The 15751-nt window shown below is 71.2% G+C and carries 11 protein-coding genes and 1 pseudogene; 6 read left to right on the top strand and 6 right to left on the bottom strand.

What is annotated here, in order from left to right; all coding sequences use genetic code 11:
- Window positions 1-30 precede the first annotated feature (30 nt).
- From AB0L91_RS03475 to AB0L91_RS03485, 3 genes and pseudogenes are all read right to left on the bottom strand, one after another.
- Window positions 31-147: pseudogene (locus tag AB0L91_RS03475) on the bottom strand (DUF1345 domain-containing protein); the annotation flags it as partial.
- A gap of 48 nt (window positions 148-195) precedes the next feature.
- Window positions 196-1122: a LysR family transcriptional regulator gene (locus tag AB0L91_RS03480; protein ID WP_365011164.1), complete on the bottom strand. Its 927-nt coding sequence runs from the start codon at window positions 1120-1122 to the stop codon at window positions 196-198.
- Between the two features lies 1 nt (window position 1123).
- Entirely contained in the window at window positions 1124-2365 is a 1242-nt protein-coding gene (locus tag AB0L91_RS03485) for an FUSC family protein (protein WP_365007091.1), read from the bottom strand.
- Window positions 2366-2691: 326 nt separating this feature from the next.
- On the opposite strand from AB0L91_RS03485, the gene AB0L91_RS03490 reads away from it, so the two are divergent.
- Genes AB0L91_RS03490 through AB0L91_RS03500 form a run of 3 tightly spaced genes read left to right on the top strand, consistent with a single transcriptional unit; the run spans window position 2692 to window position 6218 of the window.
- Window positions 2692-5013, top strand: a complete 2322-nt coding sequence (locus tag AB0L91_RS03490; RefSeq protein ID WP_365007092.1) for an FdhF/YdeP family oxidoreductase — start codon at window positions 2692-2694, stop codon at window positions 5011-5013.
- An 18-nt stretch (window positions 5014-5031) separates the two neighbouring features.
- Window positions 5032-5697 carry a hypothetical protein gene (locus tag AB0L91_RS03495; protein ID WP_365007093.1) on the top strand — a complete coding sequence of 222 codons (666 nt, stop codon included), beginning with the start codon at window positions 5032-5034 and terminating at the stop codon, window positions 5695-5697.
- An 11-nt stretch (window positions 5698-5708) separates the two neighbouring features.
- Entirely contained in the window at window positions 5709-6218 is a 510-nt protein-coding gene (locus tag AB0L91_RS03500) for an NAD(P)H-dependent oxidoreductase (protein ID WP_365007094.1), read from the top strand.
- 10 nt (window positions 6219-6228) lie between these two features.
- Here AB0L91_RS03500 and AB0L91_RS03505 read toward each other — a convergent pair whose 3' ends face one another.
- The 3 genes from AB0L91_RS03505 to AB0L91_RS03515 are packed head-to-tail and all read right to left on the bottom strand — an operon-like array spanning window position 6229 to window position 11991.
- The gene (locus tag AB0L91_RS03505; RefSeq protein WP_365011165.1) at window positions 6229-9942 is read right to left on the bottom strand and encodes a protein kinase; all 3714 of its coding nucleotides are present in this window, start codon (window positions 9940-9942) and stop codon (window positions 6229-6231) included.
- 40 nt (window positions 9943-9982) lie between these two features.
- Window positions 9983-10672, bottom strand: coding sequence for a response regulator transcription factor (locus AB0L91_RS03510; RefSeq protein ID WP_365007095.1), 690 nt, complete (start codon window positions 10670-10672; stop codon window positions 9983-9985).
- The gene (locus tag AB0L91_RS03515; protein ID WP_365007096.1) at window positions 10669-11991 is read right to left on the bottom strand and encodes a histidine kinase; all 1323 of its coding nucleotides are present in this window, start codon (window positions 11989-11991) and stop codon (window positions 10669-10671) included. Before AB0L91_RS03515 ends, AB0L91_RS03510 begins: the two co-directional genes overlap by 4 nt.
- 156 nt (window positions 11992-12147) lie before the next feature.
- On the opposite strand from AB0L91_RS03515, the gene AB0L91_RS03520 reads away from it, so the two are divergent.
- Genes AB0L91_RS03520 through AB0L91_RS03530 form a run of 3 tightly spaced genes read left to right on the top strand, consistent with a single transcriptional unit; the run spans window position 12148 to window position 15718 of the window.
- Window positions 12148-12471 carry a hypothetical protein gene (locus AB0L91_RS03520; RefSeq protein WP_365007097.1) on the top strand — a complete coding sequence of 108 codons (324 nt, stop codon included), beginning with the start codon at window positions 12148-12150 and terminating at the stop codon, window positions 12469-12471.
- Window positions 12472-12506: 35 nt separating this feature from the next.
- On the top strand, window positions 12507-13229 hold the full coding sequence (locus AB0L91_RS03525; RefSeq protein ID WP_355282686.1) for an ABC transporter ATP-binding protein: 723 nt from the start codon (window positions 12507-12509) through the stop codon (window positions 13227-13229).
- Complete coding sequence (locus tag AB0L91_RS03530; protein ID WP_365007098.1) at window positions 13226-15718, top strand: FtsX-like permease family protein; 2493 nt, start codon at window positions 13226-13228, stop codon at window positions 15716-15718. The genes AB0L91_RS03525 and AB0L91_RS03530 overlap by 4 nt, the downstream gene beginning before the upstream one ends.
- Window positions 15719-15751: the final 33 nt, after the last annotated feature.

Below are 15751 nucleotides of genomic sequence, written 5' to 3' on the forward strand. Positions count from 1 at the left end.
TGCCCATCGGTCGGGTTGCGGTGGGTTCGCTCAGCCGGTCGCGATGCCGACCACGAGGTTGATCGTCGTCGCCAGGATGACCGTGCCGAAAGCGTAGGACAGCAGACAGTGCCGAAGCACGATGGCCCGCACCACCGGACTGGTGACACCGAGCGACAGTACCGAACGCGGACATATTCATAGCCGATGTCGATCTCAACTCTCGCGCCGCTGCGCCGAGCGGCGCAGGGTGTCGTCGATGCCGGCCGTGCGCGCGGTCTCGATGAGCGCCTTCACCAGGACCGAGCCGGGGTCGACCGCCGGGGTGACGAGCACGATTCCGGCGGTGACCGCCGGGTCGTCCAGGCACAAGACCCGCACGCCCGCCGGCGGCGGGAAGATCGTCAGCCAGGGCTGCGGCACCACGCAGGCCCAGCGGCCGGTGCTCACGTGCGCGAGCAGCGAGACCACCGAATCGGTCTCCAGCTGCGGCGCCGGGACCAGGCCGGACGGGACCAGCGCGTCGTCGATCAGGTCGCGTCCGCGCATGCCCTTGTGCAGCAAGCACATCGGCAGCTCGAGCGCCTCGGCCCAGGTGATCGAGCCCGACCGGCCCGCCAGCAGGTCGGTGGCCGCCAGCAGGACCTGCCGTTCGGCGTAGAGCGGGGTCCGGGTGAGCCCGGCGGTGTCGACGCCGTCGCCGTAGACGATGCCGGCGTCGAGTTCGAAACGCCGGATCCGCTCGACGATGTCGCCCGAGCGCAGGCTGGTCTCGACCCGCATCCGCACCAGCGGGTGCGCGGTGCAGAACGGGTCGGTCAGCAGGGCGACGGTGCCCGACGCCGCCGGGATCACCCCGATCCGCAGGTCACCGGTGAGGCCGGTCTGCAATGCGCGCACCTCGTGCTCGAGCGCGTCGCGGTCGGCCAGGATCCGCCTGGCCCACAACACGAGTCGTTCGCCCTCGGGGGTCAGTCCCTCGAACGTCCGCCCGCGCCGGACCAGCGGGACTCCCAGCTCGTGTTCGAGTTTGCGCAGGGCCTCGGACAGGGCGGGCTGGGAGACGTAGCAGGCCGCGGCCGCGCGGGCGAAGTGCCGTTCGCGGGCGAGGGCGACGAAGTACTCGAGTTGGCGGAACAGCAGCTCAGTCGTCCTCGGCGTCGGCGGCCTTGTTGCGGGCCTTGGCGATCTCGAGCGCCCGCTCGGCGGTGGCCTGGTCCGGGTACGGGCCCATCCGGTCGCCGTACCAGCAGGTCTTGCCCTGTTCGGCCTTATGGTGCTTGATGCAGTAGTACCACTGGTTGTCGTCAGCCATGTCGACAGTATGCATCGGTTCGCATGTCATCGGCAGGGAGGTCGAGGGCGCGGCGGGCGCCGGTTCGCGGATCAGCAGGGCCACCGCGACGCCCACCGCGACGCCGATCACCGTGTCGACCGCGCGATCGGTGAGCATGGTCAGCGGATCGGTGGGATCGGCCAATTCGGTCATCGACATGATCAACGGGGTGAAGAACCCGAGCGCCACCGCGTAGTGGCGGGCCATGAACAACTCGGTCGGGTACAGCAGGGCGATGATCGCCAGCCCCAGCATCGCCGGGCTCGGGCCGGGGATCAGCAGCGGGGCGGTCACCGCGAGACCGAGGAACGTACCGACCACACGATGCAGTCCACGGGTGATCCGGCCGCGGGAGTTCGCCGCGGCCAGCGGCACCGCCGCACCCGCCATCGCCCAGTTGGCGTGCCCGACGCCGAGCAGCAACCCGATGCCACCCGCGATCGAGATCGCGAGCGCGTAGCGGCCGGCCTGGACCATCGAGACGCGCCCGGCTCGGTGCGGCGCGATCACGACCGGCAGGACGCAGGCGCCCGCCCGCCACTGCCGCCGGGAGGACTCGAGATACCCGACGACCACGCACAGCGCTGCGGTGACCGCGCTGATCGCCAGCGCGGCGAGCGGATCGGGCTGCGCGCCCGCCACCATCGCGATCGCGCCGAGGGCGAAGATGCCGAAGAACGGGCCCTCCGGCCGCAGGCCGAGCCGGTCGGTGACCGGCGAGGCGACCGCGGCGAACACCGCCACCGCCGCGACCAGGACGGCGGGCGAGGCGTCGAGCCGGGCCAGCACGATGCCGCCGCCGACCGCGCCGACCAGCAGCACCGCCGCCTCGCACTGATGGACCAGCCGCTGCCGCGACGCCTCGGCGAAACCGTACATACCGGTGAAGGATCCGAATACCGCGTAGATGAGCAGGTCGGTGCGGCCCGCGGCGATGAGCAGCAGACCGGGCACGGCGAGGCCGACGAATACCCGGGCGGCGGGCAGATGATCGATGTCGGCGGTGAACCGCCGAAACACCGGCCGCGCCCGGGTCGAGATGGTGCGCAAGGGGTCCTCCGAAGGTCGGTCACGGGGCGGTCTCCCCGGCGCCGATGAACCATCCTGACCGCAGCCCGCGACCCGCGTCAAACCGCCAAAACGCAGGTGAGAGGCGCTTTTCGGGCCCCTACCTGAGGTGATAAGCACCGCCTATCGGATGCTCGGAAGTCGGTCTTGGACGCGGGCGGACCAGGGGGCGCACACTCGAACCCACGCGCGACACGCTCGATGTCGGTGGGCCGGTACCGGGCCTACGCCCATCCGTGACCTCGGCGGTAGAGAATCGCAACCGGGCACCGACAGGCTTCGAACACTTCCGATCGAAGGGAACAGCCATGGCTGACGGTCCGTACACCGCGTATGACCCCGACAGCGGCCCGAGCAGCAACGGCGATCGCGACGCGGTGCCCTCGGTGAAGCCCTATCACCACCCGGCCGCCGGCTGGGGTGCGGCGATGAGCGTCAGCAACTTCATGGTGCGCAAGGAGCACGAGTTGCTCAGCGGCACCAGGGCCATCCTCAAGATGAACCACCCCCCGCACGGCTTCGACTGCCCCGGCTGCGCCTGGCCCGACGCGACCGACGGCCTCAAGCTCGACGTGTGCGAGAACGGCATCAAGCACGTCAGCTGGGAGATGACGCACAAACGGTGCACCCCGGAGTTCTTCGCCGCGCACACCGTCAGCGAGCTCGCCACCTGGAGCGACTTCGACCTGGAGGACCAGGGCAGGCTCACCCACCCGATGGTCTACGACGCCGCGACCGATCACTACGTCCCGATCAGCTGGCCGGACGCGTTCGAGATGGTCGGCAAGACGCTGCGCGAGCTGCCCGACCCGAATCTGGCGTCGTTCTACACCTCCGGCCGGCTCAACAACGAGGCCACCTTCCTCTACCAGCTGATGGTGCGCGAGTACGGCACCAACAACCTGCCCGACTGTTCCAACATGTGTCACGAGGCGAGCGGACGCGCGCTGCAGGCGTCGCTGGGCACCGGCAAGGGCACCTGCGACATCGAGGACTGGGACAAGGCCGACGCGCTGTTCGTGATGGGCATCAACGCGGCGTCCAACGCACCGCGCATGCTGACCGCGCTGACCGAGGCGCACAAGCGCGGGGCGCAGATCGTGCACGTCAACCCCCTGGTCGAGGCGGGCGCGCGCAAGGCGATCATCCCGCACGACTTCGTCGACATGGCCACCTTCCACGCCACCAAGACCAGCACCCTGAACCTGCAGGTCCGCATCGGCGGCGACTTCGCGCTGATGCGCGGTATCGCCAAACACGTACTGGAAGAAGCCGAGACCGACCCCAAGGCGCTCGATCACGAGTTCATCGAGCGCTACACCGACGGGTTCGCCGGCTACGTGCGCGAGGTGAAGGACACCACCTGGGCCGAGATCCAGCGGCAATCGGGCTTGAGCGAGAGCGACATCCGCAAGGCCGCGGGCATCTACTGCGACGCCGACCGCACGGTCATGAGCTGGTGCCTCGGCATCACCCAGCACGAGCACGGCGTCGACACGATCCGCGAGATCGTCAATGTCCTGCTCATGCGCGGCAATCTGGGACGTGAGGGTGCGGGCCCGTCGCCGGTGCGTGGGCACAGCAACGTGCAGGGCAACCGGACGTGCGGCATCGACAACAATCCGAGCGCGGAGTTCCTGGACCGGCTGGCCCAGGTGTGCAAGATCGACCCACCGCGCGCGAACGGCTACGACGTCGTGTCCACGATCCAGGCGATGCAGGCGGGCAAGGTCGAGTTCTTCCTCGGCATGGGCGGCAATTTCGTGGCCGCCGCGCCGGATGCCGCCTATACCTTCGAGGCCTACCGGAAGTGCGGCTTCACCGTCAACGTCAGCACCAAGCTCAATCGCAGCCACGTCGTCCACGGCAGGCGCGCGCTGATCCTGCCCTGCATCGGGCGCACCGAGCGCGACGAGCAGCGCAGCGGTCCGCAGATCACCTCGATGGAGAACGGCATGGCGGTCGTGCACATGTCGCGGGGCATTCGCAAGCCCGCCTCCGAACACCTGATGTCGGAGCCCGCGATCGTGGCGGGCCTGGCCAAAGCCACACTGCCGCACACCAAGACGCCGTGGGAGTACTACATCGAGGACTACGACCGCATCCGCGAGGTGATGTCGAAGGCGCTGGTCGGCTTCGAGGACTACAACCGCCGGGTCCGGCTGCCGCTGGGCTTCCGCATCCGCCAGCCCGCGCGCGAACTGATCTTCCTGACGCCGTCGGGCAAGGCCGAGTTCTCCACGGTGACCCTGCCCGACACCATCAACCCGCCCGGCGTGCTCACCCTGGCCACTCAGCGGTCCCACGATCAGTGGAACACCAGCATCTACTCCGACAGCGACCGCTATCGCGGCGTGAAGAACCTGCGCACGCTGATCTTCATGAACGACCAGGACATGCGCGAACGCGGGCTGAAGGAGTTCGACGAGGTCGACATCACCAGCACCGCCCGCGACGGGTCGACCCGCTCGCTGCACCGGTACAAGGTGGTCCCCTACGACATCCCGCCGGGCTGCGCCGCCGGGTACATGCCGGAGATGAACGTGCTGTGCGCGATCGGCGATTTCAGCACCGAGAGCGATCAACCGCTGATGAAGAGCGTGAAAGTCACTGTCACACCATCGAGTTGACCCGCCGAGGAGAACACTGTGAACGCGCATACCCGCAAGACGCTGGCGGCGATCACCGGACATCCGGCGCCCCGCGACCTCGAATGGACCCGGTTCGTCTCCCTGTGGGAGGACCTCGCCGACGCGGTCGAGCAGGAATCGGGTGATCGGCTCGCGGTGCGGATGAACGGGCACCGCGAGGTCTTCCACCGGCCGCACGACGGCCGCGTCGCCATCGGCGACATCGAGCACGCGCGGCAACTGCTGGCCGAACACCCCGAACTGAAGGGCGCCGGATCGCTGTTCGCCGTCGCGATGGACGCCGAGACCGCCCGGATCCTGCACTTCGACCTGGACACCACCGGCGTCAGCGACACCGAGCGCGACGTCCGCAACGCCGACCCCGTCGCCCGGCATCTGCGCACGGTCGAGCGGCACACCGGGCACGACGATCACCAGGTGTACCTGCGCTACTTCGACGATCTCGCCGTCGCGCTGCTCGAGGAGATCGGCCCCGCGTCGTTCGTGCTGCTCGGGCACGGCACCGGGAAGTCCGATGTGGCCGAGGATTTCGCGCTGCGGTTGCAGGAGACGAACCACGCGCTGGCCGACCGGATCACCGGCATCGGCGTCCTCGATCTGAGCGCGGCCGACGACGCGGCGATCGAGGCGGCGGCGCAGAAGATCGCCCGGCAGGCCAGGTAGGTGGGGCGACCATGGCCTATCTGCTCGCGCTCGTCGCCGCACCCGGCGCGGACTCCGCCCCGGCGCAGCTGGCGACCGAAGCCCAGCGGGTCGCGATCCGCAACGACGTCGACGTGGTGACGCTGGCCGAACTCGACACCCTGCCCGGCTACCGGGCCGATCTCGACACCGAGGACGGGCGGCCGCTGATCGCCAACCAGCTGCGCCGCTCGACACTGGAGGCCGACGGCGTGCTGCTGTTCGCCGACGAGTCGACGGCGGTGCCCGCGCTGGCCCAGAGCGTGATCGCCTGGCTGACGCACGCGGGGTCGGGCCCGGCGCCGGCGATCGCGGGCAAGCCGGTCGCGGTGATCACGGCCGGGCCCGGTGAGGTGGTCAACCAGGACATGGCGGATCGGTTGCGCGCGGCGGGTGCCGACGTGGTCGCCGACGGTGTGTCGATCACCGGGTCGTGGAGTGATCCGGCCACCATCACCCGGCTCGGTGACACCGTGGTGGCGGTGGCGTCGTCCGCGCGCTGACCCGCGTGGGTCAGTAGACGTAGACCACGGCGTTCTCGCCACCGGTGCAGGTGACGAGCTTGCCCTCGGGCGTGCAGGTCATCGTGTAGGTGCGGCCGGTCACCGGGCTGGCCGCCACCACCGGTCGCGGACCCGGTGCCGTGCCACCGCTGACGTAGGCCGCCCGGACCGCTTCGGCGAAGCCGCAGCTGGTGACCGCGGTCCCGACCGCCGCCTTGCCGAATGCGCCGGCAGCCGTACCGGATTCGCAGGGCTGGGCGCCCGCGGGCAGGGTCACCGGACCGGCCGAGGTGGTCGGTGCGGCGGTGGTCGCCCGCGGCGCGGTGGTCCCGGGGGCACCGCCGGTACTGCCCGGCGCGGCCGAACTCGGCGCGGCGCTGGTGGTCTCCGCCGAATCCGCCGCCGACATCAGCCGCCAGCCGATCGCGCCGCCGATGGCCAGCACCACGACGGCGAGCACGCCGACGAGGATCGGCAGCAACGGCGAGCGCCTGCGCCCCGAATCCCGTTGCTGCCAGGCCGGATCCGGCGCGTAGCCCGGGTCGGGGCCGTACGGATCGTTCGGGTCGCGGTAGGCGTGATCACCGTAGGAGCCGTGCGGATCGTCGTACTGGGAGTAGGCATCCGGCGCGCCCCCGGCGTAGTGCTGGGTCGCGGCCGCGCGCGCCGGATCGTCGGGCGCCTGGTGTGCGGGGAACGGTGCCGCGCCGCCGCGATACTGCCGGGTCGCCTGGGCCCGCTGCGGATCCTGGTCGTCGAACGGGTCGGCGCCGCCCTGGTAGTGCTGGGTCGGCGCGGACCGCTGCGCGTCGATACCCGCCGGGTCGAACTGCTCGGTCGCGGGGAACAGACCGTCGGGCGAACCGCCGAAGTGCTGGGTGGCGGCCGACCGCTGCGGGTCGTACTGCTCGGTGGCGGGACCGAACCCGTCATCCGGGGCACCCCCGAACGGTCGCGCCGCGGGCGATCGCGTCGGGTCGTACTGCTCGGTGGCCGGACCGAACCCGTCGCCCGGAGTGCCGCCGAACGGCTGCTTCGGATCGTAGTGCTCGGTGGCCGGGCCGAAGTGATCCTCCGTGCCCGGACGCTGCGCGGTAGCGGGTCGCGGCTGGTCGTACTGCTCCGTGGCGCGACCGAACCGGTCGTCCGGAGCGCCGCCGAAATGCTGGGTCGCGGCCGAGCGCTGCGCGTCGGACGGGTCGATCGGAGGACCGAACCGGTCGTTCGCACCGCCGACATGCTGGGTCGCCGCGGAGCGCGGCGGATCGGCCGGGTCGTACTGCTCGGTCGGCGGGCCGAAACGATCCGGGGCACCACCGAACTGTTCGGTCGGGGCCGCGAAGCGGGAGGGCGGATCGGTGTCGTCGGCCGGGCCACCGAACCGGGCCGGGGCGCCGGACAGGCCGCCCGCGCCCATCGCGTCCGGGCCGAACTGCTCGCCGTCGAACCTCTGCGTCGGCGCGACACCCGGTGCCGGGGTGGGCCGTCCGTCGTCGAACAGGTCCCGTTCCGGGGCGGCGGGATTGACATCCGCCGGGCCGCTGAACCGGTCGTCCGGGCCGAACTGATCGGCGTCGAACTTCTGCGTCGGCGCGAAGCGGGGTGCCGCGGTGGGGCCTGGGTCGTCGAACGATCCTGCGGGGGAAGCGAATCGGGCGTCCGGGTGGTCGAAGCGCTGACCATCGGGGCCGAATCCGCCGGGCGCGCGGCTGCCGCCGAGCGGCCGCGCGGGGTCACCCGGATTCGCGTGGCTGTCGTCGAAGAGGTCGGCGGACGAATCGAATCGCGGAGGCTGGTCGCCGTACTGCTGGGTCGGCGCGAAGCGGGGGTTCGGATTCGACGGGCCGTGGGTTTCCGGCACGGCACCGTCGCCGCCGAACCGCTGGGTCGGGGCGGCGCGCTGCGGGACCGGGCCCGAGGGTGCGTCGAGCCGGGGCGGCGGGGCCGGGCGGTCGGGGTCGGGTGGCACGAAACCGGTGGGGCCGGGGAACGGCGGAGCCGGGACCGGGCCGGAGGTGTCGCCGGGCTGGGCACCGCCGTAGAGGTGCGCGTCCGGGAACGGGCGCATCTTCGGCAGGCCCTGGTCCGGGGTGTAAGCGGGCGGGGGCTCCGGCGCAGGCGGTTCGTCCGCCGACGGGAGCGGGGTGAAATGGGTGTCGGCGACACGGATCTCGGCGGGACCGGTCGGCTGGATCACCGCGGGAATGGAGATCTCGCCGGTGCCCTCGACCGGGATGCGATGGAACCCGGTGGTCTCTGCCGGGCCGGGCGCGGCCGCGGGCGGACGGATGATCAGCGTCGGCTGCGCACCGGTCGCGCTGGTCTGGCTGCGCGAGGTCTCGATGCCGCCGGTCGCGGTCACCGCGCCGACGACCCGGAACTCACCCGTCGGTGTCGGCGCGGGCTCCTGGGCGTCCTCCCCCGGCGCGCCGGGGACGGCGCGTCCACCGGCTGTCGGCCCGGCGGGAGTTCCGCCGGAAGCCGGGCGGCCACCGGTCGCAGCACCGCTCGACACGTTTCGTCCTCCAGTCGTCGCACCGTCAGGAGTTCCACCCGGAACAACCCGTCCCCCGGTGGTGGCCCCAGGAACAGCCCGCCCACCGGTAGGCGCGCCGGGAACACCCGGAACAGCGGATCCGCCAGTCGTCGCACCAGCAGGCGCACCCGGAACAACACGTCCACCGGTCGTCGCACCCGCCGGCGCACCGGGAACAGCGCGCCCACCGGTCGTCGCACCGGCGGCCAGCCCGCCCGGCGGGATCGGTCGGGCACCGGTGGCGGCGGCCGCGGCGCCGAACGCCGCACCCGCCGCGCCGAACGGCGACTGTCCGCTGCCGACGGGACCACGGGTACCCGGCGTGTGCAGCGGCGCACCACCCTGCAACATCGCCGCGGCCAGCGCGTCCCGCGCCGCGACCGCGAGCGCGCCCGCACTGGGGTATCGATCGGCCGGGTCCTTGGCCATGCCGCGGGCGATGACCTCGTCGAGGCTGGTGGGCAGGCCGGGCAGGATCTCGCTGGGCCGCGGCGGGGCCTCGGAGAGATGGGCGCGGATCAGCACGCTCATGCTGGCCGCGGGGAACGGCGAGGCGCCGGTGAGGCATTCGTGCAGTACGCAGGCCAGCGAATAGACGTCGGCGCGATGCGAGATCGGGCCGACGTCGAAGCGTTCGGGCGCCATATAGATGTAGGAGCCCATGGCCATCCCGGCCTGGGTCACCGCGCTGTCGCCCTCGGTGTGGGCGATGCCGAAGTCGGCGAGGTAGGCGAAGTCGGCGGGCGTCACCAGGATGTTGGCGGGCTTCACATCGCGATGCACCAGGCCACCGGCGTGCGCGGCGTCGAGGGCGGCGGCGATCTGCTCGACGACGGCGACCGCGCGCTCGGGACTGAGCGGCCCGCCCGTGTGCAGCACGGACCGCAGGTCGGTACCGGGGACCAGGCGCATGTCGATGAACAGCACCCCGTCGATCACGCCCCAGTCGTGGATCGGGATGACGTGCGGTTCGGCCAGCTTGGCCGCCGCCTGGGACTCCCGGCGGAAGCGGACCTGATAGGCGGGGTCCTGGGCGAGCTCGGGCGCCAGCAACTTCAGGGCGACTACCCGGTCCTTGCCGGTGTCGTAGGCCTCGTAGACCTCACCCATTCCGCCCTTGCCCAGCATCGACCGCAACTCGTACGGACCGAACCTGCTCCCCGTCCGTGACCCAGGTGCCTGCACCAGCGTCCGCCTCCCACTTCTCGCATGCCCGAAGACCTGCTCGTCAGAAGGAGGATTCTCCCGGTGTCACCACGCCGTGGTCAAACGCGAACACGATGGCGGCGGCGCGATCGCGCAGGTCGAGCTTGCCGAAAATGTGTCCTACGTGGCTTTTCACGGTGACTTCGGAGATGCCGAGTTCGGCGGCGATCTCGCTGTTGACCCGGCCTCGGCCGATCAATTCGAGCACCTCGTACTCGCGTGCGGTGAGCTCGCCGAGCCGTCGATCGGCGCGGGTCCCGCTCGGTTTGACGGTCCGATAGGCGGTGAGCACCCTGCCGGTGACCGAGGGGTCGAGCCACGCGCCGCCCGCGGCCACCGTGCGCACCGCGCGGATCAGGTCCTCGGCGGGTGAGTCCTTCAACAGGAACCCGGCCGCGCCCGCGCGCAGTGCGCCGGAGAGCAATTGGTCGTCGTCGAAAGTGGTGAGGACGAGCACCGGCGGCGCGTCCGGGCGGGCCCGCAGCAACCGCGTCGCATCGATGCCGCCGACCCGCTTCATCCGCAGGTCCATCAGCACCACGTCGGGCCGATCGGCGGCGACGGCGGCCACCACCTCGTCACCGTCGGCGCACTCGCTGACGGTGAAGCCGTCGCGTCGGCGCAGGATCCGGCGCAGTCCACCGCGCACCAGTTCCTGATCGTCGACGACGAGCACCGTCACCGGGTTGTCGATCGGCGCCGCGGCCGTCACATGTCCTCCTGGGGTCGGGGCTTGAGCATGCTGGGCAGCATGGCCGTGATGGTGGCGCACGCGCCGGATTTGAGCGGGAACCGCGCGCGCACCGTCCACCCGTCGCCCGCGGCGCCCGCGCTGATCGAGCCGCCGAGCAGTTCGGTGCGTTTGCGCATGCCGCGCAGCCCCATGCCGATATCGCGGCGCGGCGGCGGACCGAGCGGCAGCGCGTTGGTCACCACCAGGGTGGCCGCCTCGGTGGTCACGTCCAGGCACACCGCCGCCGGGGTGCCGGGCGCGTGCTTGGCGACATTGGCCAGCGATTCCTGCCCGATCCGGTACAGCGCGTGCCCGACGGCGCCCTCGATGACGGCCAGGTCGCCCGTGCGGTCGTAGTCGACGGTGAGTCCGGCGCGGCGGAAATCGCCGACGAGTTCGTCGATGTCGGCGGCGCTGGGCTCGGGGGTGAGCTGCGCTGGGCCTGAGTCGAGCATGCCGACGGTGCGCCGGATGTCGGCCATGGCCTGGCGGCCGAGCCGTTCGGCGTCGACGAGCGCGTCGACCGCCTCGGTGACGTCGTCGTCGGTCTGCAACGCGCGCCGGGCCGCGGTCAGGTGCAGCAGGGTGATCGAGAGCGAATGCGCGATCACGTCGTGCACCTCGCGGGCGATCCGGCGCCGTTCCTCGTCGGCCGCCTGACCGGCGCGAATGGCCTGGTTCTCGCGCTCCTGATAGAGGAAACGGCGCTGGTACTGCAGCAGCACCCCGACGAAGACGCCGAGAATCACGCCGAGCACGTACATCGGCAGTCCCTGCAACCGCTCGCCCGAGCCCCACTGCACGTGGCCGGCGAGGTCGAAGGCGACCAGCTCGAGGATCGCCAGCAGGGTGAAGCCGACGGTGATCCCGCGCGTCGCGACCGCCGCCACCTCACCGGCGACGATCACCAGCACGAACGGCGCGAAATCGGCATCGACCGGCTGCAGCAGGAACAGCCCGGTCGACAGCAGCGCCGACCCCTTCAGCAGCGCCGGATGCGGCTTCACCCCGAAGATCGCGAACAGCGGGATCGGCAGGAAGGCGGTGGCCATCGCGATCAGCGGCAGCGGGCTCGGGAAGTAGGAGTGCCGCTGGATCACGGCCGCGCCGGTGATCACCAGCAGAGCCAGGTCGGCGCCGATGATCACGGCGGGCGGGTAGTCGTAGGGCAGCGACTCGATGCGCTCGCGGCAGATGTCGAGCGCCCGCCGCAACCCGTCGCGCGGGCGGCTCGCGAGCCGCCGCCAGCGACTGCGCAGGCCCGCCGGGTGCGCGGGAAGGGCGTGACTCACCTCCATGAGGTAAGGCTAGCCGCCGGGCCATCGGCTCGTCATCGTCCCGGGAACGGGCCCGGCCTCCTACCGGGGTAGGAGGAGAAGTCGGGTCCCGGGCACGACGATTCCGGTGCGGCGCGACCGTAGCGTTGGCCACATCGCTCACGGAAGGTGAAGCCCATGACCTGGACCGATCAGCATCGACGCACCGAGATCGTGCACACCGTGCTCGCCAGGGCAGCGATCGACCCGAACGACCCCACCCTGTTCGCCGGTCTCCCCGAGGTGGATCGCCTCTTCGGCGGCCCCGACGGACTGCTGCAAGCCCTGGCCTACCGCTGGAACAACCACCTGCGCGCCAAGCTCGAACAGGCCGAGATCGAGGGACATTCCGCGGTCGAGGCCTATCTGGAACTGGCCGCCGAGCAGCCGGCGCTGCGGGCAATTCTCGACGCACGCGCGACGACCGTGCAGACTACCCGTACCCGCGCCTTCGCGCGCTGACTTCCCGACAACCGAAAACCCCTGGGGGACACGATATGCCGGACAACGATTCGCCGCAGCCGCCGATGCTGGAGTTGACGCGGGTGGTCAAGCAGTATCACGTCGGCGATCAGCAGGTGCGTGCGCTCGACGAGGTGAGCATGCGCATCGAGGCAGGCCAGTTCACCTCGATCATCGGGCCCTCCGGCTCGGGCAAGAGCACCCTGCTCCATCTGCTGGGCGCGCTGGACCGGCCCGACGAGGGCTCGATCCGGTTCCGCGGCACCGAGATCGGCGATCTGAGCGAGGACGCGCAGGCCGCGTTCCGGTTGCAGCAGGTCGGTTTCGTCTTCCAGTTCTTCAACCTGCTGCCGACGCTGTCGGCCTGGGAGAACGTGGCGGTGCCGAAGTTGCTGGACGGCACCGGATTACGCAAGGCCAAGCCGCGCGCGCTGGAACTGCTCGAGCTGGTCGGGCTCGGCGAACGCGCCCAGCACCGGCCCGCCGAGCTCTCCGGTGGACAGATGCAGCGCGTCGCGGTGGCCCGCGCGCTGATCATGGATCCGCCGCTGATCCTGGCCGACGAGCCCACCGGCAACCTGGACTCCAAGACGGGCGCGGCGATCCTCGATCTGCTGGGTGAGATCACCGCACAGGGCAATTCGGTGGTGATGGTGACCCACGACATGGGCGCGGTCGCCCACTGCGACCGGGTGATCACCCTGCACGACGGCCGCATCGACGCCGACGACATCGTCCAGGCGCGGGTGGACGCATGATCGCCGCCTTCTGGGATCGCCTGCGGCTGTTCAACATCGGTGAACTGGTCCGGCATCCCGGTCGCACCTTCATGTCGACGGCGGTGATGTCGGTGTCGGCGGCACTGCTGGTCGCCGTGCTCAGTATCTCCGGCTCGGTCACCGGCTCGGTCGACAAGCTCACCCAGGGGCTGGCCGGTGACGGTGTCCTCGAGATCACCGGCATCACCGACGCCGGCTTCGAGCAGTCGCTGCTCACCCGGATCGCGGCGACGCCCGGGGTGACCAAGGCGGTGCCGATGCTGCGCAGCACGCTCGGCGCGGGCCCCGACCGGGCGCTGCTGATCGGCGCCGACGCCACCATCGCCGCCCTCGGCAGCGACCTGGCCGGACCGATGTCGAAGTACACGAACAAGCTGCTCACCACGCCGAAAGGGGTGCTGGTCGGTGCCGCGATGGGCCTGAAGGAGGGCGACAGCGTCCCGATCGGCTGGGGCACCGCCACCGTCGCGGGCGTCCTCGACGACGAGGCGAGCAACCGGCTCAACGGCGGCCACCTGGTCGCCGCCCCGCTGCCGCTGGCGCAGCTACTGCTCGACCGGGTCGACAAGCTGGACTCGGTGCAGATCATCGCCGCGCCCGGCACCGATATCGCGAAACTGCGCGCCGACCTCACCGCGGTGGTCGACGGCCGCGCCGTGGTCGCCGAGCCCAGCCTGCGGACCGCGCAGGCGGGCGGCGCGATCCAGATCATGCGGTACTCCACGCTGATGTCCTCGGCGGCGGCGCTGATGGTCTCGGCGTTCCTGATCTACAACGCGATGAGCATGGCGGTGGCCCAGCGCAGGCCGACGCTGTCGCTGCTGCGCGCGATCGGCAGTCAGCGCGGGCCGATGGTGCGCGACCTGCTCGTCGAGGCGGCGCTGCTCGGGCTCATCGGCGGCGCGATCGGCGCTGCGGTCGGCGCGGCCATGGGCCGGTTCGCGATCGGGCGCCTGCCCGCCGCGATCGTCCAGTCTGTGGAGGCGCGCACCGAGTTCATGGTGCCGAATTACGCGGTGCCCGTCGCCATCGCGGCCTGTGTCATCGCCACGGTGCTGGCGGCGGCGATCGCGGCCAGGCAGGTGTACAAGGTCGCGCCCGTCGAGGCGCTCGCACCCGTGGAGGCCACGGTCGGCGCGTCGTCGAGCAAGCCGCTGCGCTGGGCCGCCCTGATCGGCGGTCTCGGGTTCGCCGCCGCGGCCGTGACCGTGGCCGCGCTCGATCTCGGCAGGCTCTCGCTCGCCTCGATCTCGACCTCCTTCGCCGCGGCGGTCCTGCTGTGTTTCGCCGCGACCGGACCGATCGTGCGCGCCGCCGCGGGCATCGCACGCTGGTTCGGCGCCCCCGGCGCCCTCGGCGCCACCACCCTGGAGCGGGCGCCGCGTCGCGTCTGGGCGACCGCGATGACGGTGATGATCGGCGTCGCGGCGGTCGTCGCGCTCGGCGGCGCGTCGGGCAATATGGTCGACTCCGCGACCGATTCGTTCGAGAGCCTCGGCGACGCCGACCTCTACGTGAGTCCCAGTCCGGTGGAACAGTTCCCGACCGGCCCGGTGCTGCCGCCCGAGATCGCCGAGCGGGTGGCCGCCGTGCCCGGCGTCGAGCACGTGCGGCCCGCGCAGATGGCGTTCGCGACGGTCGGCAGCGGGCGGGTCATGCTGCAGGGCTATCCGCCCAGCTACGACGACGCCCGGCTCGGCGCGGTCGACAAGGCCGTGATCGATCAGCTGGGCCGTGGTGAGGGCGTCGTCATCACCAGGGACGTGGCCCGGTCGATGAAGCTGGCGGTCGGCGACGAGATCACCATGCCGACGCCGTCGGGTGAGCGGACCGTGCCGGTGCTGCAGGTGATTCCGTATTTCACCGCCGTGTCCGGCGTGGTGATGATGAGCCTGGATCAGATGCGGGAGTGGTACCAGCGGCCCGGTGAGACGATCCTGGCGGTGAAGTTCGCGCCCGGCGCCGACCCGGCCGCGGTGCGGGCCGGTGTCCGCGCGGCGGTGCCGCAGGAGATCCACATCGACAGCGGCGCCGACGCGGTGAACGCCATCTCGTCGAGCGTGCAGCAGGGCGCGGCGATGAGCAACATGATCCTGTGGATCGTCGTCCTGGTGGCGACGGTGGCGCTGCTCAACACGCTGATGCTGTCGGTCCTGGAGCGGCGCCGCGAACTCGGCGTCCTGCGGGCCATGGGCACCAACCGCAAATTCCTGCTGCGCTCGGTGCTGGCCGAGGCGGCGGGCATCGGATTCATCGGCGCCGCCATCGGACTCGTCGTCGGCGCGGCCGTGCAGTACCTGGCGACCGTGGCGATCGGGCACGCGATGACGATCGACATCGTCTACCGGCCGAGCCCGCTGCTGGTGGTCTACGGCGCCGTCGCCCTCGGGCTGGCGCTGCTCGGGTCCATCCCACCCGCCTTCCGCGCGGCCCGGATGCCGATCGTGGCGGCGCTGGCGGTCGACTGAGGATCTCTCCGTCGCGGCGTCATTCGAGGATGC

The organism is Nocardia sp. NPDC051833 (genome assembly GCF_040681225.1).
GTDB lineage: Bacteria > Actinomycetota > Actinomycetes > Mycobacteriales > Mycobacteriaceae > Nocardia.